Raw genomic sequence first — 24,751 nt, forward strand, 5'->3', positions numbered from 1 at the left:
GCCTTGGGGGGAATATCACACGATGGCGTGAGGGGAATTGATCCACCTTTGTGGTTGCGTTTTTTTAGTCGTAATGACTGTTTGTGGGGTTTATCTTGCCCTTGAGTGGTTGTAATGGTAGCGTATTGCCCTGCTCGCGGGTGGCTAATTTATGTCTGACATCATTCTTTCCCGCGATTCTACGCTTCTCTCCTTTCATTGGTATTTGGATCTATGAAACGCAAAGGGTTCACATTAGTTGAGTTATTGGTGGTGATTGCCATCATTGGAATCTTGGTGGGATTGCTGTTGCCGGCCGTTCAGGCGGCACGCGAAGCGGCTCGCCGGATGCAGTGCAGCAACAATCTGAAGCAGCAAGCTTTGGCGATGCACAACTACCACGACACGTACAAGGTGTTACCGCCGATGTACATCCACGACACCGCGGTCACCGACGATGGTGGACACTGGGCGTGGTCCGCGTTCCTGCTGCCGTTTATCGAGCAACAACCACGCTATGACGCATTGGAAGTTGGAACCGCCAAGGCGCGGGCAAAGATCACCACGAATCCGGAGCTGTTTCAAAATCCGATCGACGGCTATCGCTGCCCATCGTCGACTGGACCAGCCGTTCATGAACCGGGAGTCGACGCGGGATACTGCATCGATGATATCAACGATACGAATACCGGAGTGGCGGTCACGAATTATGTCGTCGCTTCGAATATCGCGGATCTGCGTATGAAACGGGCCTCGAACATGATCGATGGACTGACCGGAGCGATTGGGATCTTCTCCCGCGGTATTAAGGGAGAACCGACAGCGGGCCTCCGGGACATCCTCGACGGTACCTCCAACACGCTGATGATTGGAGAACGTTTTCACAGCCGCGCAGGAGGAATTCGGATGTCGGGAGGAATGATGTTAGTTGCGCGTGACAATCTCTCGCGCGGCCCCACGGCTCGTGACAACCCAGACAATACGGCAACGAATCAAGGCGTTATGTCACTTGCGGGTAGTGCTCGCTATCCGATCAATGTGGTGATGACACCAAGCGAAAACGCCAGTTCGACGAAGAAGATGGCTTTCAGTAGCTTGCATCCAGGAGGAGCCCAGTTTGCGGCGGCCGATGGTTCGGTCAAGTTCATTTCTGACACGGTCGAATTGAGCAACGGCAACAACGGCGGCGGATGGACTGTCGACAGCGTGATGGAAGCGCTGATCGGTATGCAGGACGGCGTCCCAACGTCGCTGTAACCTCCGGCATTGGATCGCTTTGAAATACTGAAGTGCCCGTCTTGTGGCGTTATCGCAGGGCGGGCACTTTTTTCTTTAGATACTTGGATTGACTGAAAGATTTGAACGATGAAGAACTGTAAAAAAATCGTGGCGACCGGACTGTTGGCAATGTTGACTCTTGCGACATTCGGCTGCGGCCCTTCGGGGCTGCCTCCCTTGGGAACCGTTCATGGCACCGTCACGATCGACGGGCAACCTGTCGAAGGTGCCAGCATCGAATTCACTCCCGAAAATGGACGCCCTTCGGTTGGTGAGACCGATGCTGATGGAAACTACAACATGATGTTCACCTACGATGCCGACGGCGCATTGGTAGGCGAACACACGGTCCGCATTACCACCGCGCGGCAGGGTGTCATTTCCGAAGGAGATGGGCCATCGATCGAAGCGCGCCCGGAGAGGTTGCCAGCCAAATACAACGAGGCGAGCGAGCTGACGGTCGACGTGGTCGCCGGAGACAACACCTTCGATTTTGATCTCGAAGGCAAGTAGCGACGCGTCCCGTTTCGTGCGATCGGATCTATGGCTTGACCGCGGTCAGCCAGATCTGGTCGAGCGTTTGCTCGGTTCCGGCGACCGTGAAGGTCGCCGCTATTTCCCGTGGCTTATCGCCAGCGATTCGGCCGACGACTCGGATCGGGCCAGAGAACGCAAGACTCTCTTCTCCGCTGACGCTGATTTCCAGCTTCACTTCTTTTGCCGTCGCTCCTTTAGCAGCGGACGTTGCCGTCGTGGCGGTCAACGTTTCGGGCAGCCCTTCGATCGAGACCGCGATCTCGTCGCTACAACCCCGCTCGCGAGCGACGGTGATCGGGAGGGTCAGTTTCTCTTTCCCTTTGACCACAAACGAATCTGCGGCGACGGTCAGGGCGAAGCTGGGGGGTGAATCGTCGATCGTCATTCGGTATGCGAACCGCGGCCCGCCATTGCCATAGAGATCGCGGACGGTCAGTTCGTAGCGTCCGTCGGCAGGAATCGTGTGCCGCAGTTCCGAATCGCGGCGGCCGCTCGAATCGTCGACCTCCGCCAGCTGTTTGCCTTTTTCATCAAAGAGCGTAACGACCGGATCCAGCAGGTAACCCAGCGAATCGGATTCGACGCGGCATCGCAACGTCTGCCCCTTCTTCGCGTCGAAGGCGAACTTGTCGACTTCACCCACCGCGGAGATTTGATCCGAGATGACCACGGGCCAGGCGATCGGTGCGCCTTCGGTGTGAGTTGCCGGATCGAAGACCGGGATGCTCGATCGGACGACTTCGACAAACGAGGCGAGTTCGGGATGGGCTATAAACTGGCGCTCGCCGGGGATCGCCGATGGCGTCACGCTCGCGGCGGTTTCGGGGATGTTCCAGCCGTGCAGTTGGATCGCGCTGTCGGTTTCCGTGTCGATCGCCATCGGGCTGCAGTGGTCGACGAAACCGGCGGTCGTTAGGGTCAGTCGATAGATATAGGATTTGCTGCCCGAGAAATTGATCGTGCTGTTGGGAGTCGCGGGAAAGGCGAACAGGCCGACGCTGTAGGTTCCGTCGGCGGGAGCTTCGAACACGATCTGTGGATCGTTGCCGACGTTGTCATCGTTTTGGGCGACGACAAATCCACGCGGATCGGCGACTTGCAGCACCGCATCCATCGGCGACCCCAGACGGTTATGGGCCTGCAGCGATGCGACAAGCGTTTGCCCCTTTTTCATGGGGATCGCAAATCGATCGACTTCGCCCGATTTGTGCAGCACGCCATCGACGACGGCATTGCCATCGATCGGTTGAGCTTGTTCGGGCGTGTTGTTCGGCTCGACTTCATCGACCGCCGGCAGCGAATCGACGAGGAACGGTCGCACGACCGAAGCCCCTTCGGCGTCGAACAGTCGAATGAAATAGACGCCTGCGGCATCGGAGGCGGCGGCAATCTCCAGCTTCCCCTTGTCCTTGGCGGGCGTCACCGTCAGCCCTTCGCGATCGATCCAGACCTGCGGCGGCCAGGTCGAAAACGAGCCGGCGGCGGTGACGGTTCGGGCCGCGTCGCGACCGGCGCCCGCCGGGAACAGGCTGTCCATTTTCGGCGGGGCCGCGAGCGCGGAAAGGGATTGGCTGGCAGCCAGGATCAGGGCAAGAGTTCGCATGCTGGAGGGACTTTCGGCGTCGGTCGGGCTACATCAATTCGGAGATCGGTTCGGGATTGGTGACGTACGTCATCGGCCGACCCTCGGGAGTGTGGACGATCTTGTCGGGATCGATTCCCAATTTACGATAGACCGTCGAAACGAAGTTCTCGGGGGCGAGGACGCGGTCGACGGCGGAATGCCCCTGCCGATCGGTCGCTCCGATCACTTGGCCACCGGGCGTGCCGCCACCGGCGAACATCACACTCATCGCATTGGACCAGTGATCGCGTCCGCCATCTTTGTTGATCTTCGGCGTGCGGCCAAACTCGCCCAACACGATCACCAACGTTCGCTCCAACATACCGCGCTCTTCCAGATCCTGGATCAACGCGGCGATCGTTTGTTCGTGTGGTGGCAGCTTCTTGTCGAACGCACTGAACAGTTGACGGTGGTGATCCCAGCCACCTTCGTACAGCGTGATGAAGGGGACGCCGGCTTCGACCAAACGACGCGCCAACAGCGCCCGTTGGCCAAACGAATTGCGGCCGTATTTCGCGCGTGTCTCTTCGGGTTCGCTGTGGATATCGAACGCTTTTTGAGCCTGCGGCGAAGTCATCAACTGCTGACCTTGATCGTAGAACTCATCGACTGCGACCAACGGATCGGCAGCTGCTTCGTCGCGGAACCGCTTGAGTGCATCGATCTGCCTGCGGATCGATTGGCGATTGGAGAACTTGGCTTCGGAGAGGCCCTTGGGCAAGGCGACGTCGCGGACTTGGAAGTTGTCCGAATTCGGATTGTCCGGAACTACAAACGGAGCGTACTTCGCACCGAGGAAATTCGGGCCACCACTGCGCGACATGCTGGGCATCGAGAAATAGGCGGGCATCCCGGCAGGAGCTCCCACCTCGGCGGAGACCACCGATCCCATGCTGGGATGGAAGCTGACGAACGCGCCACAGCCGACAGGGATTCGCGGCGGCGAGCCGGTCATCATGTAGTGATTCCCCGCGCCGTGATTTCCTTGGTCGTGTCGGATCGATCGCACGATCGACAAACGGTCGGCAATCTTGGCGGTCGCTTTCATGTGCTGCGAGAATCGAACCCCAGGGATCGCCGTTGGGATCGTGCCGAATTCGCCGCGAATCTCGACCGGCGCGTCGGGCTTGGGGTCGAAGGTTTCGTAGTGCGATGGGCCACCGTCTTGCCAGACCAGGATGCAGGCATCGGCTTGATGTTGCTTGATCAACCGCGATGCGTCCGCGGCGCGCAACGCACCTGAGAGGCCAAGCGAAAAGAATCCGCCCAGGCCAACCTGCAGACAATCGCGTCGCGTCACACCGGAACAATTTTGATAGCGCGTCATTGGTCTAATCCTTGAACATGAACTCGGGGGTGTTGAGCAAAGCCCACATCAAATCTTGAATCGCATCGCGGCGAGCTGCCGGATCGGTTTCACCACCTGCAAACAGCGAGACGCCAAACTTGGTTTCGACTTCGTCGGGCAAGCGGCTGTAGGTCGACAAATACAGTTGACGGACGACCTGTTCTGGCGTCAGATCGCTCTTGGCCAGTTCGGCCGCACGGCCCGAATCGGAAGTGATCTTGGCCTGCATCGTTTTGGAATTCATCAGATGCAAGGTCTGCGTCACCGTCGTCTGTTCCTGTCTTTCGCTGGGTGGATCTTGGTTTGGATCGGGGCGGCCAAAGGCGTCTAAGAACTGCGAGCTGATCCGGTGGGTCCAGATCTCTTTGGCGCTGCTGCCGGCTGGCATGCCGGTGAAGCTGTCTTCGACACCTGTCACTTCGGCGACCGAATCCATCAACACTTCGGCTCGCAATCGTTGGCGATAACGACGCGAGAAATTGCGGGTGTCACCGACGTTTCGCTCGTTCGGCACGCTGTCCAACGAATAGACAGCCGAAGCGGCGATCGCTCGGATCAGCTCTTGGATGTCGAAGCCCGATTCGCGGAAATGATCGGCCAACGCTTCCAACAGCGGTCCGTTGGATGGCGGGTTGGTCGCTCGCAAATCGTCGACAGGTTCGACGATTCCGCGGCCCATCATGTCAGCCCAAACACGATTCGCCATCGTTTGAGCGAAGTAGTCGTTTTCGGGGCTGGTAATCCAAGCTGCCATCGCGACGCGGGTGTCTTTGTCGTCGGCACCAACGTCAGCTGTCCCGAACAATGGAGCTGGCTCCAGCGATTCGCCGGTCGTCGGATGTTTGACGGTTCCCTTCTTGGCGGCGTAGACGATCTCTTCGCTTCCGGAAATCGGCGGCGACACTCCCCTGCCCTTGCGGCCTAAGCCGGCGAAGTAGGAGGCGAAGCTGTAGAAGTCGTGTTGGCTCCACTTCTCAAACGGATGATGGTGGCACTTGGCGCATTCCAGTCGGATGCCCAGGAACAACTGAGTCGTGATCGTTGTTAATTCGTCGGGCGATCGACGATCGCGGAACAGCGTCACCGCACCGTTGTGGAACGTGCTTCCTTGGGCGGTCAGCAGTTCCCGAACGAACTGATCCCACGGCATGTTGTTGCGGAAACGCTCGCGGATCCAGAGGTCGTAATTCAGCACCGCCTTGATTCCGACGCGGTACGGATTGGGCCGCAGCAGATCGGCCCACTTGTTCGCCCAGTGCTCTGCATATTCGGGACGCTGCAGCAGATCGTCGATCAGATTCAAACGCTTGGTCGACGAGGGGTCGTCCAAAAACGCTGTCGCTTCGTCGGCGGTCGGCAAGCGGCCGATGATGTCGGTGTAAACGCGACGCATGAACTTGGCATCGTCGACCGGTGCCGAGGGAGTGATCCCCAGCGACTGCAGTTTGTTCCAGACGTGATCGTCGATGAAGTTATTGCGTGGCAGGTCGGCATAAAGTTCGTCGGGGACATCGCCAGCCAACGGGATCGCGACGTTGCAGGTCGCGATCACGTTCATGTATCGGACCATGATCGCCGCTTCGCCTGGCAGCGAACCAGCTCGCACGACGCCGTCGTCGCCAACCGCTACGGTTGCGCTTTCATTCGATTGGTACATCGCCATCGCGGTGACGTCTTGCTGCGTGCCGTTGCTGTAGTGAGCGGTGACAACCAACGGCAGCGATTCGCCTGGCTTCAGGAACTTCTGCGTCGGCGAGACCGTCACCTGGTCCAGGTTCGGTTCTTCGGGCAGATTCCGCGGCATGCCCGATTCGATCCAACGCAGCAGCGTTCGGTATTCGTCGCTATTTTCGTCCATCTTTCTACCGCCGCCATGCGGCAGTTCGCCGGTGGCTTTGAGCAACAGTAGGCTCTCGCGCGGCGAGGTCGGAAAGACGCGGCGGCCGCGGGCATCCCGAGCGATCGCGTTGTAATCGAAATTGGAATCGAAGCCGAGCAACGACAACTGGAAACCGTTTTGGCCGTTCTGTTTGCCGTGGCAAGGACCGGTGCTGCAACCGCGAGCAGCGAGAATCGGCTGGACCTCTAGCTCAAAGCTGACAGGTTGTGCAGCAACATTCTGCACCGTCAGCCATAAGGCAAGGAGCATCCAAAGCGGAAGTGCGTAGGTAGGCATGGGCGGGATGGGGGTAGGAGGGAACGTCTGATTATAGTCGCTCCCGACGGCGACAAGCAAGCAGAATCGGTCACTTCGACTCGCTTGTCGCTTCAGGTGGGGTGGCGCATGTGCACCGCTGCTTGCAGTCGAAACAGCGGGCACGGGCTGGGATCGTAGCCCGAGGACTACCAGATTTTCACGCGGCGATCGGCCGGAATGAACATCTTGTCGCCTGGTTTAATGTCAAACGCTTTGTAAAACGCATCCATGTTGCTGACGATTCCATTAACTCGGTATCGGCTGGGCGAGTGCGGGTCGACCACTAAACGCCGGCGTAATTCCGGTTCTCGGTAGTGCCGTGGCCATACCTGGGCCCAACCGATGAACAGGCGTTGATCGCCGGTGAGTCCATCGATGACGGGAGCCGGCTTGCCTTCGAGCGACATTTGGTAGGCGGTGTAGGCGACGTTCAGGCCGCCGAGATCGCCGATGTTTTCGCCCAGCGTCAGTTCGCCGTTGACCGACATGTCGGGGAACGGTTTGTATTGGCTGAACTGTTCGACTAGCCCTTGGCTCCGTTTTTCGAACTCGCTGCGGTCGCTTTCGTTCCACCAGTTGCGAAGGTTACCATCGCCGTCGTACTTGCTTCCCTTGTCGTCGAAGCCGTGGCTAAGTTCATGGCCGATCACCGATCCGATGCCGCCGTAATTGACAGCGTCGTCGGCTTCCAGATTAAAGAATGGTGGTTGCAGGATCGCCGCCGGAAAAACGATCTCGTTCATGACGGGGTTGTAATAGGCGTTGATCGTCTGCGGCGACATGTGCCATTCGTGCGGATCGATCGGTCCACCCAGCTTGTCGACCTCGCGAGCATGTTCGACTTCGGCGGCTCGCATCACGTTCTCAAACAGTTCGTCCGGCTTGATCTCCAACTTGCTGTAGTCTTTCCATTGGTCGGGGTAACCAATTTTGGTTCTGAACTTCGACAGCTTCTCGTGAGCTTGCAGCTTGGTTGGCGGAGTCATCCATTCTAGTTGATCGATCCGCTTGGCAAACGCAGCTTTCAGATTCTCGACCAGTTCGGTCATCCGTTGCTTGGCTTGGGGCGTGAAGTGCTTGTCGACGTACAGTTTGCCGACCAGTTCGCTCAACGTGCCGCCGGTCGCTTCGACCCCTCGCTTCCACATCGGTTGTTGTTCTCCCACGCCGCTGATCACGGTGTCGTGGAAATCGAAGTGGATCTTTTCGATATCAGAACTCAGGACTGGCGCCAGCGAATCGGCGACATGAAACGCCATGTACGCTTGCCATACTTGCAGCGATTCTTGGTCGAACAGTTCGTTGACAGCTTCGAGAAAGCTCGGCTGCCGCACGACATAGTTTTCGATCCGGTCGACGTCGGTGACTTCGGCGAACTTCTCGAATTGCAGATGCTTCAGCGTCTTGGCCAAGTCGCCGCTGGAGACCTTGTTATAGGTCTTGATCGGATCGCGGTTGGCAACCTTGGTCCACTGAGCTTCCGCCAGCTTGGTTTCCAGAGCGACGATCTGCGGCGCGGCGGCTTCGGGATCGGGGTAACCGACAGCGGTCAACAGTTTGACGATGTAATCGGGGAACGCTTCGCGAACCCGCACGTACATCGTATCGTCTTCCAAGTAATAATCGCGGTCGGGCAACGTGGTCCCGTGCTGCGAGAAGTAAACGGTGTAGTTAGCCGAATCGCGGGCGTCGGGCGAGACATAATAACCGACAGGTTGGGAGATCCCTTGCCGCGACAATTGAGCCATCAGCACGGCCAGCTTGGCTTTGGTGTCGGCTTGCTCGATTTGTTTCAACAGCGGCGCCAGCGGTTTGGCGCCTCGCTTGTTACGCGTTTCGATATCGATATACGACGTGTAGAAGTCGCCCACCTTTTGAGCGTCCGATCCGGCGGGGCGATCGGTCGCCTCGGCAGCTTCCTGGATCATCGTGCGGACCGCTTCTTGGGTCTGATCGTTGAGCATCGTGAAGACGCCGTAGTTCGATTCGTCTCCGGGCAGCGGATGTTTCTTTAACCAACCCTCGTTGATGTACTCGTAGAAGTCAGCCCCCGCAGTGACGGTGTCGCTGAAATTGGTTGTGTCGATCCCCGACAGCAGTTTGGTCTGGGCGGAGACCGAACGCGTGGTCGATACGGTCGCAAGAGCGAGCGTTAGGAACAGGCAGAGCGTGCGAGTCATGATCCTCATCCGTGTTGGAAAGTTTTACGTTTTCGAAGTTCGGCGGTTGCCGCGAACTTGTAGATTCTACGGCCATTGGAGGGATCGGCCAACATGCAGCCGCAATTGCTTGCATCGCCCGAAAGCATCGGTTGTTGGAGAGGAGTGAACGAGCGAAGCGTCGTTCGGCGAGGGGACGCTCTTAATTGTAGTACTGCGTCGTGGAAGCGGCGCCGTCCGCCCTCACCGAAAAAAATTCGCTGAAGGCTCGTGACTCGACCCTCCCGCCTCTTCCGAGCGGGTGAAGTTCGGAACTGCAGTAGTCGCGAAGCGACGACATGTAATAGCCGGGGACGCAAGTCCCTGGTTCTCACAGAAACAGCGTGCCACCGTAGTCGCGAAGCGACGGCATCAGATGCGATTCGTTCACCTGTCGTCGCTTCGCGACTGGGCTTGGGCGTGCTACATCATCTTATTTTCCAGGGAGTTGCGTCCCTGGCTTCTACCTGCCGTGCGTCGCCACTGCACGGGCTCCTTTGCTGATCGGAGATGTCGTCAGAATGAGGACGCGACGTGGCGTGCTGGCCGTTGAGAAGGCCTTGTCGCCGGCGTGATTTGGGAACTTTTTGCGCCCAATCCCGTCAGAAATACATCTCTTTTGCGGCATGACAGGTCGGAATGTGCTGACTAAATCGTGCAGTTCCGATTGCGCAAACTACGCAATGAATAGGGATTGAGAGGATCCCTTTGGTCCTGTCGCAAGAAAATTCCCGATTGAGTGAGATTGGGTGAGTTGCGCGGTTCGGTATTTCCGTCCTGTATTAAGCTTGGAGGACGGCACTGACGACCTGAATTCGCTCGTCCCTGGTGGATTTTTTCCTGATTGAACTGCTGATTGCTATGACAAAACGATCGTCCGAATCTCGCAAGCCACAAAGCAAGTCTCGTCTGCGCCGTTGGATTCATTCCATTATCGGGCAATCCGACGCGCGAAGCAGCGGTTCTCGTTATTTGCGGCTGGAACCGTTGGAGCATCGGCAGTTGATGGCAGGCGACGTCGATCTGCTGCCACCGATCGCACCGGCAAGCGACGAAACGGTTCAATACGCGATGATGTCGACGACCGCCGCCGAAGGGGAAGCAACTCCCGAAGGCGAAGCGGCCCCCGATCTTGTCGCTTTTGCCAAAGCGCTCTCCGATGGCGGAGTTGTCTTCTTCGGAGCGGCGTGGTGCCCGAACTGCACCGAGCAGAAGGAGTTGTTCGAAGACGGTCAGAACTATCTACCGTTTGTCGAAGTGACCAACCCCGATCACAGCCTCAATGCGACCGGCACCGCCGAAGGGATCTCCAGTTTCCCAACTTGGCGATTCCAGGATGGCACCGAGGTCGAAGGGGTTCTGTCGCTGGCCGATATCTCGCAACGCAGTGGCATCGCAATCCCGCAGGGAGAAACTCCCAGCTTTGTCCCCGTCGGCAATCAGAGCGTCGGCATCGGATCTCCGCTGCATGTCCCAATCGACGCTTACGATCCCGATGGGCAACCGTTGACGGTAACTGTCACCAGTTCGGATCCGAATCTGTTGGAGGCTTCGGTGGTCAGCGGCAATCGCAGCTGGCGACTGAAGATCGCCGATTACGGCGAGATGGTCTTCGAGTTGTACGAACAGCGGGCCGAGCGGCCGACGTCGCGGATCATCGAATTGACCGAGGACGGATTTTACGACGGGATCACGTTCCATCGCATCTTAGACGATTTTGTCCTGCAGGCTGGCGATCCCTTAGCGCTGGGGTCTGGCGGTTCGGACCTGCCCGACTTCGACGATCAATTCCACGAGGATCTGCAGCACAACGCGACGGGCATCCTGTCGTACGCCAAGACCACCGACGACACCAACGATTCGCAGTTCTTTATCACCGAAGGGGACTCGCGCCACCTCGATTTCAATCACTCGATCTTCGGGCAATTGGTCGAAGGGGAAGCGGTCCGCGAAGCGATCAGCGAGGTTCCGACCGACAGCAGCGGCCGGCTGACCACCGCATTCGCAAACGCTTTCGGGCAGATCACGATCGAAGAAGCGTCGATCTTCACCGACAACGAAAACTCAGTTGTCATGCTGAATCCGACCGGCAACGGGACCGGCCCGGTGAGCGTCACGATCACTGTCACCGACAGCGACGGGAACCAGACGTCGGAAGTGATCACGGTGAACGTGACCGCCGACAATCAACTGAACTCCAACGGCAAGCCGTTCCTGGGTGATCTGAGCGACATTGCCACGACCGCGGGACAAGCCGCCACGATCCAATTGTCCAGCAGCGATGTCGAAGGGGATGCGGTCACCTACGCTGCGTTTAACGTCGGCACCGTTGGCTACACCACGTCGGTCAACCAATCGACGGGCGAAGTTACCGTGACGCCGCCGGCCGGTTTTGTCGGTACGTTCGACGTGATGGTTGGTGTCAAAGCGGCCAGCAGCACGGTGACTCAAGCCGATTCGACTGCCTTCGATCTGCAGACCCTAAGCGTGACGGTGCAGGCATCGGCGCTGCAAGGTGTCAGCCTGGATGCGGCAAGCGACACCGGCGTCAGCAACAGCGACGGGATCACCAGCAGCACCAATCCAACGTTCACGATCACCGGCACCACAGCTGGTTCAACAGTCGAGTTGTTGTCGGGCAGCACGGTGATCGGATCGGCAGTCGCCACCGGCACGACGACTCAGATCACGACGACTCAATTGGCAGCCAACGGGAACGGCACTTATTCGATCTCGGCGCGGCAGACCAGCGGCGGGACGACCAGCGCGGCGACCACACCGATCACCGTCGTCTACGACTCCTCGGCTCCTGCCGCGATCACGACGCAGATCGCGACTCAGGCGACTGTTGGTTCGCTGTACACGATCGATTTGGCGCAGGTCGAGGAAGGGACCGGGCTGATCTACTCCTTGGCCAATGGGCCTGCGGGGATGACGGTCGACGCGCAGTCCGGCGTGGTTTCTTGGACTCCAACAACGTCGCAACTGGGCGATCAGACGTTCTCGATCACGACGTCCGACCAAGCGGGAAACAGTCGCGACAATTCATATAGTGTCAACGTGGGAAGTGAGACGACGGTCACGTTGGAGATGTCGTTCACCGATCTGGCGGGCAATCCGATCACTCAATTGCAGCGCGGGGATGAATTCCTGTTGAACATCACCGCGATCGACGAACGGACGTTCGAATCGCTCAAGGGTGTGGCGACAGCCTATTTGGATATCCTTTACAACCAGAACCTGGCCGAACCGGTGGGGACGAAACTGACGATCGATCCGACCGACACGCCGGAAGATATCGCCGAATCCCCCTTCACGTTTACCTCTTCCTTCAACGACGCTCGGCTTGGCTCAGCAGCGACCCCAGGCTTGATCGATGAACTTGGTGCGTTTTCCACCAGCCCTCCCGGCCTGGTGGCTGGTTTGGTTTCGGTCCACTTCCGCGCCTCGAATGCGGGGACGTTGGTCTTCACCGGGGATCCGGCCGACGGCAACGGCACCGACGTACTGGTCCACGGCAGCGACGATGAACTCGAGCCGTCGAAGGTAAACTTTGGTAGCGCATCGATCGAAATCGTTTCGACTTTTGTCGCCGCGGACGACATCTTCAACTTCGACGAAGATAGCTCGAACAACGCGATGGATGTATTGAGCAACGATCAATTGCTGACATCCGGGACGACGCTGACGATCGTCAGCACCAGCACGCCGGTCAATGGCGGCACGGTGACGATCGTCGGAAATGGAGATTCGTTGTCGTACACTCCCGCGGCGAACATCAACGGAGCCGACGAGTTCACCTATACGGTGGAAGATCAGAATGGTGCCAGCCAAACCGTGACGGTTTCGGTCGGGTTGCAACCGGTCAACGATCCTCCGACTGCGGTCGACGATACGATCGACAACATCAATCGCGGCAGCACCGGGAATGTGTTGGAAGTGCTGGAAAACGACACGATCACGCCAGATGAGAACGAGACTTTGCGAGTCGTTTCGGTGGGAACCACAAGCGCTGGTGGAACGGTCACCATCGGTTCTGGCGGCAATCATATTCAGTACACTCCGGCAGCCAACTTCTCCGGAACTGAGACCTTCACTTATACGATCAGCGATCGGACGACCGGTGGGCTGACAAGCACCGCCACGGTGACGGTCAACGTTTCCGCGTTAAGCACTGGAACGCATGCCTTTACCGTTGTCGAAGATGCCGCAGCGGCGTCGTTTGACGTGCTGACGGGCGACCGGGCCGCCAATCCCGATGAAACCAATATCTCGCTGCAATCGATCGTTTCGACCTCCAACGGTGGCACCGCGCTGATCACCAGCGATGGCATGGTCCAATACACTCCGGCTGCCAACTTCTTCGGTACCGAAACGGTCACCTACACCATTCGCAGCGATGACGGCGACACCGGAACCGGAACGATCACGTTTACCGTGACTGCCGTCAACGATCCGCCCGTGGCTGTCGCAGACACATTCCAGGTTGGCAAATCAGCGGGGGCGACGACGTTGGCCGTATTGGACAACGACACGATCGGGGTCGATGCCAACGAAACGCTGACGATCACTTCGGTCAACGCAGGAAACCTGACTGGCACTTTGACGATCAGTTCCGACAATCAATCGTTGGTCTACACACCCAACGGAACGTTCACCGGGACCGAGACCTTCACCTATACGATCTCCGACAACAACGGCGGCGAAGCGACAGCTACGGTGACGCTCAATGTGCTCGATTATGTGCCACGCGACTTCAACTTTACCGTCGAGAGCACGTTCTTGAACGCGTTTGGTTTCAACGTGACCCTGACCGGTACCGACGACTTTGGCAACGCAGTCAATTCGACGGTGACCGTCGATGCCGCCGGCACGTTCACCTTTGCCGATCAGGCACCGGGCAGCTACACGTTGACGGTTCCAGCGATTCCATTTTTGATTGGTGCCGAACAAGACCAAGTCTTCACGATCGAATCGGATATGGACGATGGCGATTACACCGCACCGACGATCGAGATCGGCGCGATGCATCCATCGTATATCGCGATCCGCGATTGGTTCGGCAGCACATCGCGGGAGAGCGTCGTCTTGGCGGTTGTCCAAGATGGTGATGCTCCAGGCTTTAATCTGCAGGTCTCCAAGTTGGCCACGGGGCTGACCGATCCGGCGGTCGTGTTGAGCGACGATGGGTCTCAGGTGATCGTCACGGCTACCGTTTCCAACGCGTTGGCCTCTTCGGCGCTCGACGTCGATTCGGAAGCTGTCGACATGCGTGGCCAGCAGGGCGACTTTATGCTGCTCCGAGTTAATACGCCCGATGCGACCGAATTCACACCTGTCAGCAGTTCTTCGGCGGCCAGCGGCACTGCGGCGGCCGTCTTTGCCGAGGGCGAGGCGAGCAGTTCGGCGATGGTCTTGCCGCTCGGGTCGGCCGATATCTGGGGACAACAGGCCCCCAATTCGCAGCCCTCCGACGATCTCTCTGGCGACGACGAGGAGGACGATGACGAAACCGTCGTCAACGACCTCGTGTTTGCTCAGATGGGCGATTTGAGCTGAGCCGAGAGTCTTTGCGGTAGCTGTGGCACTGCGGGATCGAAATACTGCAGAATCCAGGCTCAGCGGCGGTTTGACGCGGAATTCCCCTCTGTCGGGTGGGGTCTTTCTCGCAGTGGCGTCGATCTCCGCGTAAATCGATGCTCGGAATGCTAAAAAGCTGGAAAATGCAGGGTTTCCGTGACGCAGCGACTTGCGGAAACAGGACTTCCCGACGTAATCTTTGCCAATTCCCGTAAAGGTAGCAAACATTACGAAACGTATTTAAACACCTTCTATCGATAGAAAGGACCATTCATGATAGGAAAAGCTCCAACCAAGACTGAGATCTTCAACGCAATCGCCGAGTCGACTCAGTTGACGAAGAAAGACATCGCTGCGGTATTCGACGCCCTGAGCGCCGAAGTTGCTACTGCAGTCCAGGGGCCTGGCCAGTTCACCATTCCCGGTCTTTGCAAAGTAACCGTTCGCGAAACTCCTGCCAAACCAAAGCGCAAGGGACGCAACCCAGCGACCGGCGAAGAGATCTGGTTGCAACCTAAGCCAGCATCGAAGAAGGTCACCATTCGCCCGTTGAAGGCGTTGAAGGAAATGATCGAAGCTTGATCGTTCCTTCGCTCGAACAAAAAGCCAACATCGCCCCGCGGTGTTGGCTTTTTTTGTATACCGTGGCGCCGCGATTCCTGCATTAAGGTGGCCCCGCGACTCCGTCACGGGCCGCTCTCGGCCGCCGCCGACTCCACCTGCCCAGGGCCTTCGGGGAAGAGCTCGCTACGACTTCGCCGCTTCGGCCGCGGGTGGCTTGGGACGCAGGTCGATGTGGTCGCGGATTCGGACAGCCTTTTTCCCCTTCAGCGCTCCGACCGTCGCTTTGAATTTGGGGACGCTTTGAATCGCAACTTCCAATGGATTATCGATCTGATGTTCGGTCGTAATCACGTCGCCGACATCCATACTCAACAGATCGCCGGTCTTGATCTTGGATCGCGCGAGAGTCACGGTTAGTTCGACGAGAGCCGAATCGAGCTGGGTTTCCAGAGCCTGCTTCGACTCGGGCGTCGCTGGATTGCTGGAGTAGCCGCCCCAGCCTTTGCTCGACAATTGGCTGCTGAAGCGTTCGATGGAGTTGTAGGGGATGCACAGGTTCATCATCCCACGATTTTTTCCCATCGTGACTTCAAAGCAGATCAAGACGATCACTTCGTTGGGGGGCACGATTTGGACCAACTGTGGATTGCTTTCGATCGATCGCAGCGTCGGCTCCATTTCCGCGACGCTTTGCCACGTCGTTTGCATGCCGTCGAGAAACAGCTTGGTGACCCGAGCCATCAAGCGATGTTCGATCTCGGTCAACGCGCGATTTGGCAAATCGTTGGGTTGTGGGTCTCCGCCGAGCATCCGATCGACAACGGCAAACGAGAGTGTGGGGGCGATGTCGAGGATCCAGTTCCCTTCGAGCGGTTTGACGTCTAGCACGCAGAAGCAGGTCGGTGTGTCGAGGCTGTAGACAAACTCGCTGTAGGTCAGTTGGTCGGCGCTGACCAATTTGACTTCGGTAATACTGCGCAACAACCCGGACAGCTTGGCGTTAAACGCGCGCCCGAGTCCTTCGTGCAGCGACCGCATCGCCCCCATCAACTCCTTGCCGACGCGTTCGGGGCGTTTGAAGTCGTAATTCATCGGCCGCAATTTCGGATCGTTGAAACGCGATGCCGACAACGTCGATCGCGGGGCAACGTTTGCCGCGGGGGAGGACGGTGCAGCCGCTTTCGGCTGACCGCTTCCTTCGGATTCCATCGCGCGGATTAGATCTTCGACTTGATTTTGGCTCAGTATTTCGTCGGACATCGTCGCCTTCCTTGGCTGATAAACTGTTCCGTTGATCCCCGCTAACTCAGGTCCCGCCTCGATCGGGCCCTACCCTTTAGGAGTCAACTGCGGACTTGTCCCTGACCGTTAACCACATATTTGTAGCTGGTTAGTTCGGTCAATCCACACGGTCCACGGGCGTGGAATTTGTCGGTCGAGATGCCGATCTCGGCGCCGAGACCAAATTCGCCGCCATCGTTGAATCGAGTGCTCGCGTTGACCATCACCGCGGCGCTGTCGATCGCGTCGGTAAACCGCTCCGACGCGGCGAGGTCCTTGGTCACGATCGCGTCGGTGTGATGCGAACCATAGCGGTTGATGTGTTCGATCGCCGATTCCAGGTCGTCGACCACGCGGACGCTGATCTTGGGGCCCAGATATTCGGTGCTCCAGTCGGCTTCGGTTGCCGCCGACGCCGTGGGGACGCACTTGCATGTCTGCGGGTCGCCGACGATCTCCACGTCGTGCTGAGCCAACGCTGCAGCGATCTGCGGCAGAAAGGCCTCTGCAACGTCGCGGTGGACCAGCAGTGATTCACAGGCGTTGCAGACGCCCATGCGGTGGCACTTCGAATTGACGGTGATCTCGACAGCTTGATCGAGGTTCGCGTCGCGGTCGACGTAGACGTGACAGTTGCCGTCGTAGTGTTTGATCACGGGCATCGTCGCTTCGCTCGCAACGCGACGAATCAAACTCTCGCCGCCGCGGGGGATCGTGACGTCGATCAGTTCGTGCATCCCGAGGAAGTGGCCGACCGCGTCGCGATCGGCGGTGCTGACTAACTGCACCGCGTCGGTTGGCAGCCCGACTTCGGCCGCGGTTTTGTTGAGGATCTCCACGATCGCAGCGCTCGAATGTGCCGCCTCTTTGCCCCCTCGCAAGATCACCGCATTGCCGCTTTTGACGCAGATCGCGGCAGCATCGGCGGTCACGTTGGGGCGACTTTCATAGATGAAAAAGACAACGCCCAACGGTACCCGGCGCTTGATGATTTGCAGGCCGTTGGGGCGGCGAAAGCCTTCGATCACCTGGCCGATCGGATCGGGCAACGCAGCGATTTCGCGCAGCCCCTTGGCGATCGCCGCGATTCGGTCGCTGGTCAATCGCAGCCGATCGACTTCCGCGTCGGTCAGGCCAAACCCTGGGGCAGCTTGCAAATCGAGAGTGTTTGTCTTTTGGAGCTCCGCTTCGTGTTGCAGCAGCGCGTCGGCCGATTGCAGCAGCCAGCGGTTTTTGATTTCGGTGCTCAACGTCGACAGCTGGCGCGACGCACGATGGGCGCGCTGGGCAACATCCAGGCAGTAGGATTCCAGGGAAGGTGTTTCGGCAGTGGTCATCAGACGCGGGATGCTCCAGCAATCAAAGGCGGTTCGAAGTGTTCGTGTTGGGATCCGATCAGGTCCGCGGCAGGACGTGCCGCATCGAATCCCTTGTCGTCAGTATCTGTCAGTCCTCGGGATTGGTCAACGCGATCGGCCCGACCGATCAATAGTCGTACCACATTCCAAATCCAATCAACGGTTCGTATTTGTCGAAGAACGACCATTGCTGGCTCTTGCCTTCGTAGAAATCGGCGCCCAACCGCAGCAACGCCCCGTCGCGGCCCCGCCACGCCCAGCCCGCCTGTAGCGTCAGGCTGCCGCCGTAGTCGAGTTCTTCTCGGAGATGGGCGTGAGCAGCGGCAAAGGGAGCACCTCGCCAACCGGTGGGGGCGGTTGGCATGTATTCGATACCAAACATGAACTCCCACTGCTCGCTGACGTCCGAATAAAACGCCCAGCCGACCTCGCCGTAGGTCCGCAACCGCTCGGTGATCCAAAAAGCAGCTCCGGCGAACAGCACGTCGCGGGAAAAGTTCAATCGATCGTGGTCGGGGTTTTTCAGTAGGAACTCATCGCCTGTGTGCGAGCTCAAGTGGTAATATCCAACGCGAGTTTGCCAGCGTCCAAAGCCGAAGGACAACGGAACGCCAGCGCGAAAGTCGACCGAACGGACGTCGGCCTCCTCCTCCATGTCCAGCCGCACCTGCGCCGAACCTTCGATATCCAACTGCATCCCGTGGCGGAACGGACCGCTGGAACGATCGCCGAAGCGAAACAGGCCAAAGCGGCCTCCCAACGTCCCATCGAGCAGCAGATTGTCTCCCTCGGGACGCGTGAACCGGCCTGCCAGTCGCGAGGCCTTTTCGTCGGCTAAATAGACCGGATAGATCGAATCCTTCGGCAACAGTTGCCACTGCCAGACCGCGGATTGGGCGGTCATTCCCAGCGGTTGTAGCGTCTGAGGAGCAAACGGCAGCGGTGGGAGCCCCGTGACCTGAGCCGCTGAGGTCTGGTAGGGATCAAACGCGAGCGCTTGCGATTGGTTGAGCGCCGCAGTGATTGCTCCGGGCGTTGGTTGCGATTGGTAGGTATCGGGGGCCAGCGACGCAACTCGCTGCGCAACCGCCGAACCGCTGCACAGCAGAGCGATCCAAAACGTTATCGCGAAACGATGTCGGCTTCCGTTCATGCTGACAATGATTCCATCCATCGATGATTGTGCAAAATCGCTACGGCCCGATCGCCGCCTTCACTTCGTGGCGGTCACCGGCTGTCGGGGCTCGGCAAAATGTGGACGCCGCGCCAGCCAAAATTCAATATTTAGAGATTTAGGCGACGCAAGGCCAGACGAGTCGCAGCGAGATCCTCTTGCTATCGAGGCCCGCTTCGCCGTCGAAGCTTGCTAGCATCGATTCGAAGCCCCCCTCCACAGCGACAATTCTGGCCCCTCATAGCCATCGATTGCGGCAGCTTGAGGAGCCAGAATGCCTAATGTTTTTAGGGGGGGAAGGCGATTTCGACCGTTGAATTAATCGGATCGATCTATCAAACTGGAACCGGCCATCAGGAAGTTGGGATGATCTTTGTCGATCAGCGAGGCACGAAGCATTCGCGTGTTTATTCTAGACAATCGATCAAATTACTTTGATTCTCCGAATCGTTTCTATGTGACCCTCCTGAAAGGGTGGGGTGAGGACGCTTTCCGATGGCACGAAGACGCCGCAACACTTCTGCTGACAGTCCGCTGACATTGTTTGATATCTTGGCTGCAGTCATCGAATATCGTTGGCGAGCTGCGTTTACATTCTTGTTGGTGATGGGATTGTCGTTGGTCGCAGTGGTGCTGTTTCCCAAAAAGTTCGAATCCGAAGCGAAGATGTTCGTGCGGTTGGGGCGGGGAAGCGTGACGATGGATACGACCGCGACGACCGGCCAAACGATCTCGATTCAAGAATCCCGCGAATCGGAGATCAATTCGATTACCGATATGCTGCAGAGTCGTCAGTTGGCCGAGGATGTGGTGACCGCCATCGGTGCCGATCGAATCCTCGAAAAGCATTCTTGGATCGAAAAGACAATCGATCATTGGATGGGCATGCTGCCCCAAATGCCCGAATCCTCCGTCGAGGGGGGCGATATGGGGGAGATGACGCCCGAGCAAGTCGAGCAACAGGAGCGATTTGAGTTGGCGGTCCGTTACGTGATCAAGAACACGAAAATCAATTCACCCAAAAAGTCGACGACGATCACGGTTGTTTGCCGGGCCCGGTCGCCCAAGTTGGCGCAAGACCTGACGACCAAGTTTCTAGAGAGCCACAACAAGATGCACCTCAACGCGTACAAGTCGCCCGGCTCGTACAAGTTCTTCGAGGAAAATTTTGCCGAACACGAAAAGATGGTCAGCGATTACGAAGACGCGATGCGCGAGGCCAAAAACGATATGGTCGTGCTCACGATCGAAGGCAAGCAGCAATCGCTGCAGGAACAGATCACCAGCGTCGAAAAAGAGATCATCAATACCAACACCGAGCTGTTTTCGGCGCGGGCGAGTCTGTTGGATTTCATGGCCGATATGGAACGCTTGCCCGAGGAGATGGCAACCGAAACGACGCGGGGAATCGCCAACGAAGCGAACGATAAGATGCGCGATCGGTTGTACGAACTGGAGATCCGCGAAAAGGATCTGGCATCGAAATATAAATCGGTCCATCCGAAACTCGTCACCCTGCGTCAACAACTCAACGCCTCCAAGATGATTCTTGCCTCTCAGGAGAAGGAGCGGGAACACAACGTGATGGCGGTCAATCCGGTTCGACAGGATGTCCATAAATCGCTGCTGACCGCAAAATCACGAATCGCCGGACTCGAAGCAAAAGTCGACGCGTTGCGGGCCGTGGAACAAGAACTCAATGAAGAACTGCAAAAGGTCAACTCGTTCGAACTCACTTCGTCCGAACTTCGTCGACGGATCAACATCGCCGACAACAACCACCGCATCTATGCTCAAAAACTGGAAGAATCGCGAATCAACAACGCGCTCGATCAGGAAGCGATCTCGAACGTTTCGATCGTCCAGCAACCTTCGTTTGTGATGAAACATATCAGCCCTAAACGGAGTCTGTTGGGAGCCCTCGGACTCCTGCTTTCGATGTTGTGTGGCGTCTTTGTGGCGGTGGCCAGCGATCGCTTTCCCGGTGTCGACGACGACTATGCCGAACTCGATCAACGTCTGGCCCAGATCGAATCCAAAGCGGCATCGCGGCGGACGTTGGAACAGGAGGCGGATGTCGACCAAGGGGATCACGACTCCCGCGCCGTCGATCAGGATGCCGATGATGACCAGCCAGCGGTCGATCACGACAACCATCAAGATTCGACCAACAACAACTGACCCACCGCTCCATGGCAACTGTTGCACATTCCCGGTTTGAAGAACGTCCAGCCGCAGCCAGCGATTCCGGTTTGCTGGTCACTTCGTTGGTGGGATCGCTGGTCTATGCGATCGTGTTCATGAACGCTGCCGATTTTCGCGGCGATACCGGAGAGGAGTTTAGCGTTCACTGGCAGATCTATTTCCGCTTGCTGATCTGTGCGGTTTGCGGCGGTATGGGAATCTTGCTGATCTCCAAATCGTACCGAGCGTTTTTAACCTTCCCCGGTTTTTTGATCACCCTGTTGATCGCTTGGATCGGCGTGACGTTGCCGTTTTCTGTCGACCGCAGCTATTCAATGGCCGCGTATATCTCGTTGGGGGCGGTGACGATGCTGATCCCCGCCGCGATGCAGATTCTGGGCGGATATCGCTATCTGTTGGTCGTCGCTGCCGGGTTGATGACCTTTCTCGTCGGTTCGTGGATTGCGTATTTGGTCTTTCCAGAGATCGGTGTTTTTAAGGAGCAGATCACGCGAACCGAAGTGCTCGAGCGAATGGGCGGGCTGGGACATCCCAACGAACTGGGGCTGTATAGCGCGTTCACGACCGTTCTTTTCGCCGTGTTGGGCTACGGTCGACGTTTGAGTTGGTTGATCGTGATCCCCGCGATGCTGTTGGGCTTGGTGACGCTGGTCGCCTGCTTCAGCCGCACGTCGATGGGCATTACGGTTGTCGGGCTGTTGGTTGTCTATCGCAAGGAACTGTTCACACAACAGACGGTTCTTGCCGCGCTGATGCTGGCGATTTTGGTGATTCCGCCGGTCTTTGTTGTCGCTGGGACCGGGGGCTTCGACTGGGTCATCGGAGACTCCCTGGAAAAGCTGTCCAAGTCGGGAAGTGCTGACGAATTGACGACCGCGACCGGTCGAACCGAGATCTGGGCGTATGCGATCGGCCGGATTGCCGAACAACCACTGCACGGTTACGGGTACATGACCGCCCGTTTTGTGATGGAAAAGTACAGCTACCACTGCCACAACATCGTGCTCAACATGTGCTTGAACACCGGGGTGATCGGCGGCATGGGCTTGTTGGCGATGGCGGTCTATTTCGTGTACGCGATCTATCACGATCCGCGCTACGAAATTGACGGTTTGGTGGCGGTCATCCTCGCCGGCGGGCTGATCGATGGGATGTTGTTCGCCGCGGTGCCATCGGCATCGATCTTGATCTGGTTTTCGGCACTGCTGTGGCGGCAACTGGATATGCAATTCGATCCGCCACAGCCGGAGTCTTTGTGATGGCGATCAGTTCTTTTTCGCAATCCCGAGCGATTCCAGTTTGGCCGCGATGTCGGCGCCATGCGAGCTTGTCTTGACCGATTTGTCGATGTGCAAGATCTTGCCATCCTTGCCGATGTAGTAGGTCCAACGGCTGGAGACACCGCGCGGGCTTAAGCATCCCAACGCTTTGGCAAACGATTTGTCTGGATCGCTTAAGATCGGATAGTCGAGATCCAAGCTGGCGGCAAAATCCATGTTCTTTTTGACGTCGTCACAGCTGGCGGTGAAGTAGGCGACGTCGAACTTTCGGATCGCTTCCCCCTGCTCTCGCATCGATTTGCACTCTTTGGTGCATCCGCCGGTAAACGCTTTGGGGAACCACGCGATCACAACGGCTTGGTTGCCTTTGAATTGTTCGCTGGTGTAGGTTTTGCCATCGCTGCCAACCAACTTGAATTCCGGAACGTCATCTCCGGCTTTCAGTTCCGCGTGTGCGGGGCGAGTTGTCAGAACCAGCGATGCCAGCAGCATCGCTCCCAATACAAATGCAGTCTTCATGCGGTCGATGCCTTTCGTGAAGGTTACGCTGACGCACCGTACACCGGTGCTTTCTTCAGCGACCCTATTCTAGCAACGCCCACCCGGTCAGGCTATTTAAAACGGATGATGGAAGACGTTCAATCGGCCGGCTTCGCTTCCAGCCCAACCGCCTCGGCTTGCCTTTGATGCGCGGTGGCGGCATCGTTTTGGCCAAGGACGCGATAGGCTTTGGTCAGCGCCTTGTGCGTGTTGATTTTTGCCCGGTCGCTCAGTTGTGGTAATGCTGTTTCCAGATCGTCGATCGCTGCTTGCCAGCGTTCCATTTTCACCAAGATGTGGCCGCGGGTGTCGCGGACTCTCATCGCAATCTCGCGGTTGTTTCCAACCAGACCAATCGCTTTGTTGGCATAGCCCAACGCGGTCTCCAGGTCGGGTGGATCTTGGCGCGCAACCAGCCAAGCCATGTTGTTCAGCAGCGTCGGTAGGTTGGGATCTTTCTCGAAACCCTGATCCATGTGGATTTGCGCCGTGGCGTCATCGCCTGCCATCATCGCTCGTGTTGCCAGCAACAGATGGACGTTTGCGGTTGCTTTGCCACTGGCTAACAGGTCGCTCACCATCTGCTGGGCATGTTCTTCGGCGAGCCCGGGTTCGTCGAGAAATGAGACCAGACGTTGCAGGGCCTGCGAGTGATTGGGGGCTAATTTTATGGCCCGTTTGATCAACTGAAAGGCGTCGACAATTTCCCCGCTCCCCGAAACGGCGGTCGAGCGAATTTTGTCGGAATGTTGAACGTACAGCGTTGCCAATGCGTCTCGCAGTTCCGCAGCTTCGGAGTTCCGTTTTAAACCGGCCAGCAAGATCGCTTCGGTCGCGCGAAAGCCTTCGGATTTCAAAGTCGCTTGAGCCAGCAACAGTCGCCGTGCCGTATCGTCCGGCTGGTCGGTGATCTGTTTCGTTAAGGCCGCGGTCGCCGCCTGGAACGCTTCGCGTTGGCCCGCTTCATCCCCTTGCTGCTGCTTGATTTTCGCGATCACTAGCCAGGTCTCCGGCTTTTCGGGGGCGATCGTCTCGAGTTGGTCAGTTGCCGATTTGAGATCGTTTTCCGCCAGATAGATCTTCGCCAGCGTTTCGGCAGTCCATTCCTGTTGAGCCGAGATCGATGAGGCAGCCATCAAATGATGCTTCAACAGCGTCGCAGCTTGCTTGTCGGGTCCGTTTTGTCGAGCCAGTTGCTGGGCGATAAACAGGTGAGCTTGGGGGTAGCCGACAGCATCGTGCGGGGCAAGCTTGGCGAGCATCGCTTGGGCGGTTTCCAGTCTCCCCTGCCGGAGATCGATCACGGTCCGGATCCACTGTACTTCGGGACGTTCCGCCACGCCAAGTGTCGTCAGCTTGTTGGCATACCGCTCGGCGACTTCCGTTTGATCCTCCTCCACCGCCCTGCTGAGCGACTGCAGGTAACGCTGCTGCAATGCTTCGGTTCTCGTCAAAGTCCAGCCGCAGGTCGCACCGATTGCCGTCGCCACGACGACGGCTGGTGCTGCGGTCAACGCCTTGTCCCAGCGTCGAGACGCGAACCAGGCGCCAGGCTGAAAGCCGGGGCCACGCTTCCGTTTTCGTTTCGTGTTGATCGGTTCCATTGTG

Annotated in this window: 15 protein-coding genes; 6 read left to right on the forward strand and 9 right to left on the reverse strand. The window is 57.8% G+C overall.

Translation table 11 applies throughout. The features are described from left to right. Positions 1–213: 213 nt before the first annotated feature. Positions 214–1,236: a DUF1559 domain-containing protein gene (locus tag EC9_RS03340; protein ID WP_145342354.1), complete on the forward strand. Its 1,023-nt coding sequence runs from the start codon at positions 214–216 to the stop codon at positions 1,234–1,236. A gap of 108 nt (positions 1,237–1,344) precedes the next feature. Next, positions 1,345–1,770, forward strand: coding sequence for a transthyretin-like family protein (locus EC9_RS03345; protein ID WP_246105936.1), 426 nt, complete (start codon positions 1,345–1,347; stop codon positions 1,768–1,770). A gap of 28 nt (positions 1,771–1,798) precedes the next feature. Here EC9_RS03345 and EC9_RS03350 read toward each other — a convergent pair whose 3' ends face one another. The 4 genes from EC9_RS03350 to EC9_RS03365 all read right to left on the reverse strand — a co-directional run bounded on the left by EC9_RS03350 (position 1,799) and on the right by EC9_RS03365 (position 9,143). Then, the gene (locus EC9_RS03350) at positions 1,799–3,397 is read right to left on the reverse strand and encodes a PPC domain-containing protein (protein ID WP_145342356.1); all 1,599 of its coding nucleotides are present in this window, start codon (positions 3,395–3,397) and stop codon (positions 1,799–1,801) included. Positions 3,398–3,425: 28 nt separating this feature from the next. Then, the gene (locus EC9_RS03355; RefSeq protein WP_145342358.1) at positions 3,426–4,745 is read right to left on the reverse strand and encodes a DUF1501 domain-containing protein; all 1,320 of its coding nucleotides are present in this window, start codon (positions 4,743–4,745) and stop codon (positions 3,426–3,428) included. Between the two features lie 4 nt (positions 4,746–4,749). Continuing rightward, positions 4,750–6,942 carry a DUF1549 domain-containing protein gene (locus EC9_RS03360; protein ID WP_145342360.1) on the reverse strand — a complete coding sequence of 731 codons (2,193 nt, stop codon included), beginning with the start codon at positions 6,940–6,942 and terminating at the stop codon, positions 4,750–4,752. Positions 6,943–7,109: 167 nt separating this feature from the next. Next, entirely contained in the window at positions 7,110–9,143 is a 2,034-nt protein-coding gene (locus tag EC9_RS03365; protein ID WP_218934560.1) for a M13 family metallopeptidase, read from the reverse strand. 879 nt (positions 9,144–10,022) lie between these two features. On the opposite strand from EC9_RS03365, the gene EC9_RS03370 reads away from it, so the two are divergent. Together EC9_RS03370 and EC9_RS03375 are read left to right on the forward strand one after the other, a co-directional pair. Beyond that, positions 10,023–14,720, forward strand: coding sequence for an Ig-like domain-containing protein (locus EC9_RS03370; protein ID WP_145342364.1), 4,698 nt, complete (start codon positions 10,023–10,025; stop codon positions 14,718–14,720). A gap of 294 nt (positions 14,721–15,014) precedes the next feature. Beyond that, positions 15,015–15,323, forward strand: coding sequence for an HU family DNA-binding protein (locus EC9_RS03375; protein WP_145342366.1), 309 nt, complete (start codon positions 15,015–15,017; stop codon positions 15,321–15,323). 165 nt (positions 15,324–15,488) lie between these two features. Here EC9_RS03375 and fliM read toward each other — a convergent pair whose 3' ends face one another. The 3 genes from fliM to EC9_RS03390 form a co-directional block, all read right to left on the reverse strand. Continuing rightward, the gene (gene fliM / locus EC9_RS03380) at positions 15,489–16,565 is read right to left on the reverse strand and encodes a flagellar motor switch protein FliM (RefSeq protein ID WP_145342368.1); all 1,077 of its coding nucleotides are present in this window, start codon (positions 16,563–16,565) and stop codon (positions 15,489–15,491) included. A gap of 83 nt (positions 16,566–16,648) precedes the next feature. Then, positions 16,649–17,923, reverse strand: coding sequence for a glutamate-5-semialdehyde dehydrogenase (locus EC9_RS03385; RefSeq protein WP_145342370.1), 1,275 nt, complete (start codon positions 17,921–17,923; stop codon positions 16,649–16,651). A 148-nt stretch (positions 17,924–18,071) separates the two neighbouring features. Then, the gene (locus EC9_RS03390) at positions 18,072–19,118 is read right to left on the reverse strand and encodes a DUF1207 domain-containing protein (RefSeq protein WP_145342372.1); all 1,047 of its coding nucleotides are present in this window, start codon (positions 19,116–19,118) and stop codon (positions 18,072–18,074) included. A gap of 495 nt (positions 19,119–19,613) precedes the next feature. On the opposite strand from EC9_RS03390, the gene EC9_RS03395 reads away from it, so the two are divergent. Then, positions 19,614–21,299: a GumC family protein gene (locus EC9_RS03395; protein ID WP_145342374.1), complete on the forward strand. Its 1,686-nt coding sequence runs from the start codon at positions 19,614–19,616 to the stop codon at positions 21,297–21,299. 11 nt (positions 21,300–21,310) lie between these two features. Beyond that, positions 21,311–22,582 carry an O-antigen ligase family protein gene (locus tag EC9_RS03400; protein ID WP_145342376.1) on the forward strand — a complete coding sequence of 424 codons (1,272 nt, stop codon included), beginning with the start codon at positions 21,311–21,313 and terminating at the stop codon, positions 22,580–22,582. A 6-nt stretch (positions 22,583–22,588) separates the two neighbouring features. Here EC9_RS03400 and EC9_RS03405 read toward each other — a convergent pair whose 3' ends face one another. Both EC9_RS03405 and EC9_RS03410 read right to left on the reverse strand, forming a co-directional pair. Continuing rightward, the gene (locus EC9_RS03405; protein WP_145342378.1) at positions 22,589–23,122 is read right to left on the reverse strand and encodes a peroxiredoxin; all 534 of its coding nucleotides are present in this window, start codon (positions 23,120–23,122) and stop codon (positions 22,589–22,591) included. 119 nt (positions 23,123–23,241) lie between these two features. After that, positions 23,242–24,747 carry a tetratricopeptide repeat protein gene (locus EC9_RS03410; protein WP_145342380.1) on the reverse strand — a complete coding sequence of 502 codons (1,506 nt, stop codon included), beginning with the start codon at positions 24,745–24,747 and terminating at the stop codon, positions 23,242–23,244. Positions 24,748–24,751 lie beyond the last annotated feature (4 nt).

The organism is Rosistilla ulvae, assembly GCF_007741475.1.
GTDB lineage: Bacteria > Planctomycetota > Planctomycetia > Pirellulales > Pirellulaceae > Rosistilla > Rosistilla ulvae.

Bases quoted from the DNA above. Each gene is read 5' to 3' on its own strand.
- EC9_RS03340 (WP_145342354.1), top strand. From the start codon at position 214: ATGAAACGCAAAGGGTTCACATTAGTTGAGTTATTGGTGGTGATTGCC.
- EC9_RS03345 (WP_246105936.1), top strand. From the start codon at position 1,345: ATGAAGAACTGTAAAAAAATCGTGGCGACCGGACTGTTGGCAATGTTG.
- EC9_RS03350 (WP_145342356.1), bottom strand. From the start codon at position 3,397: ATGCGAACTCTTGCCCTGATCCTGGCTGCCAGCCAATCCCTTTCCGCG.
- EC9_RS03355 (WP_145342358.1), bottom strand. From the start codon at position 4,745: ATGACGCGCTATCAAAATTGTTCCGGTGTGACGCGACGCGATTGTCTG.
- EC9_RS03360 (WP_145342360.1), bottom strand. From the start codon at position 6,942: ATGCCTACCTACGCACTTCCGCTTTGGATGCTCCTTGCCTTATGGCTG.
- EC9_RS03365 (WP_218934560.1), bottom strand. From the start codon at position 9,143: ATGACTCGCACGCTCTGCCTGTTCCTAACGCTCGCTCTTGCGACCGTA.
- EC9_RS03370 (WP_145342364.1), top strand. From the start codon at position 10,023: ATGACAAAACGATCGTCCGAATCTCGCAAGCCACAAAGCAAGTCTCGT.
- EC9_RS03375 (WP_145342366.1), top strand. From the start codon at position 15,015: ATGATAGGAAAAGCTCCAACCAAGACTGAGATCTTCAACGCAATCGCC.
- fliM (WP_145342368.1), bottom strand. From the start codon at position 16,565: ATGTCCGACGAAATACTGAGCCAAAATCAAGTCGAAGATCTAATCCGC.
- EC9_RS03385 (WP_145342370.1), bottom strand. From the start codon at position 17,923: ATGACCACTGCCGAAACACCTTCCCTGGAATCCTACTGCCTGGATGTT.
- EC9_RS03390 (WP_145342372.1), bottom strand. From the start codon at position 19,118: ATGGATGGAATCATTGTCAGCATGAACGGAAGCCGACATCGTTTCGCG.
- EC9_RS03395 (WP_145342374.1), top strand. From the start codon at position 19,614: ATGGCACGAAGACGCCGCAACACTTCTGCTGACAGTCCGCTGACATTG.
- EC9_RS03400 (WP_145342376.1), top strand. From the start codon at position 21,311: ATGGCAACTGTTGCACATTCCCGGTTTGAAGAACGTCCAGCCGCAGCC.
- EC9_RS03405 (WP_145342378.1), bottom strand. From the start codon at position 23,122: ATGAAGACTGCATTTGTATTGGGAGCGATGCTGCTGGCATCGCTGGTT.
- EC9_RS03410 (WP_145342380.1), bottom strand. From the start codon at position 24,747: ATGGAACCGATCAACACGAAACGAAAACGGAAGCGTGGCCCCGGCTTT.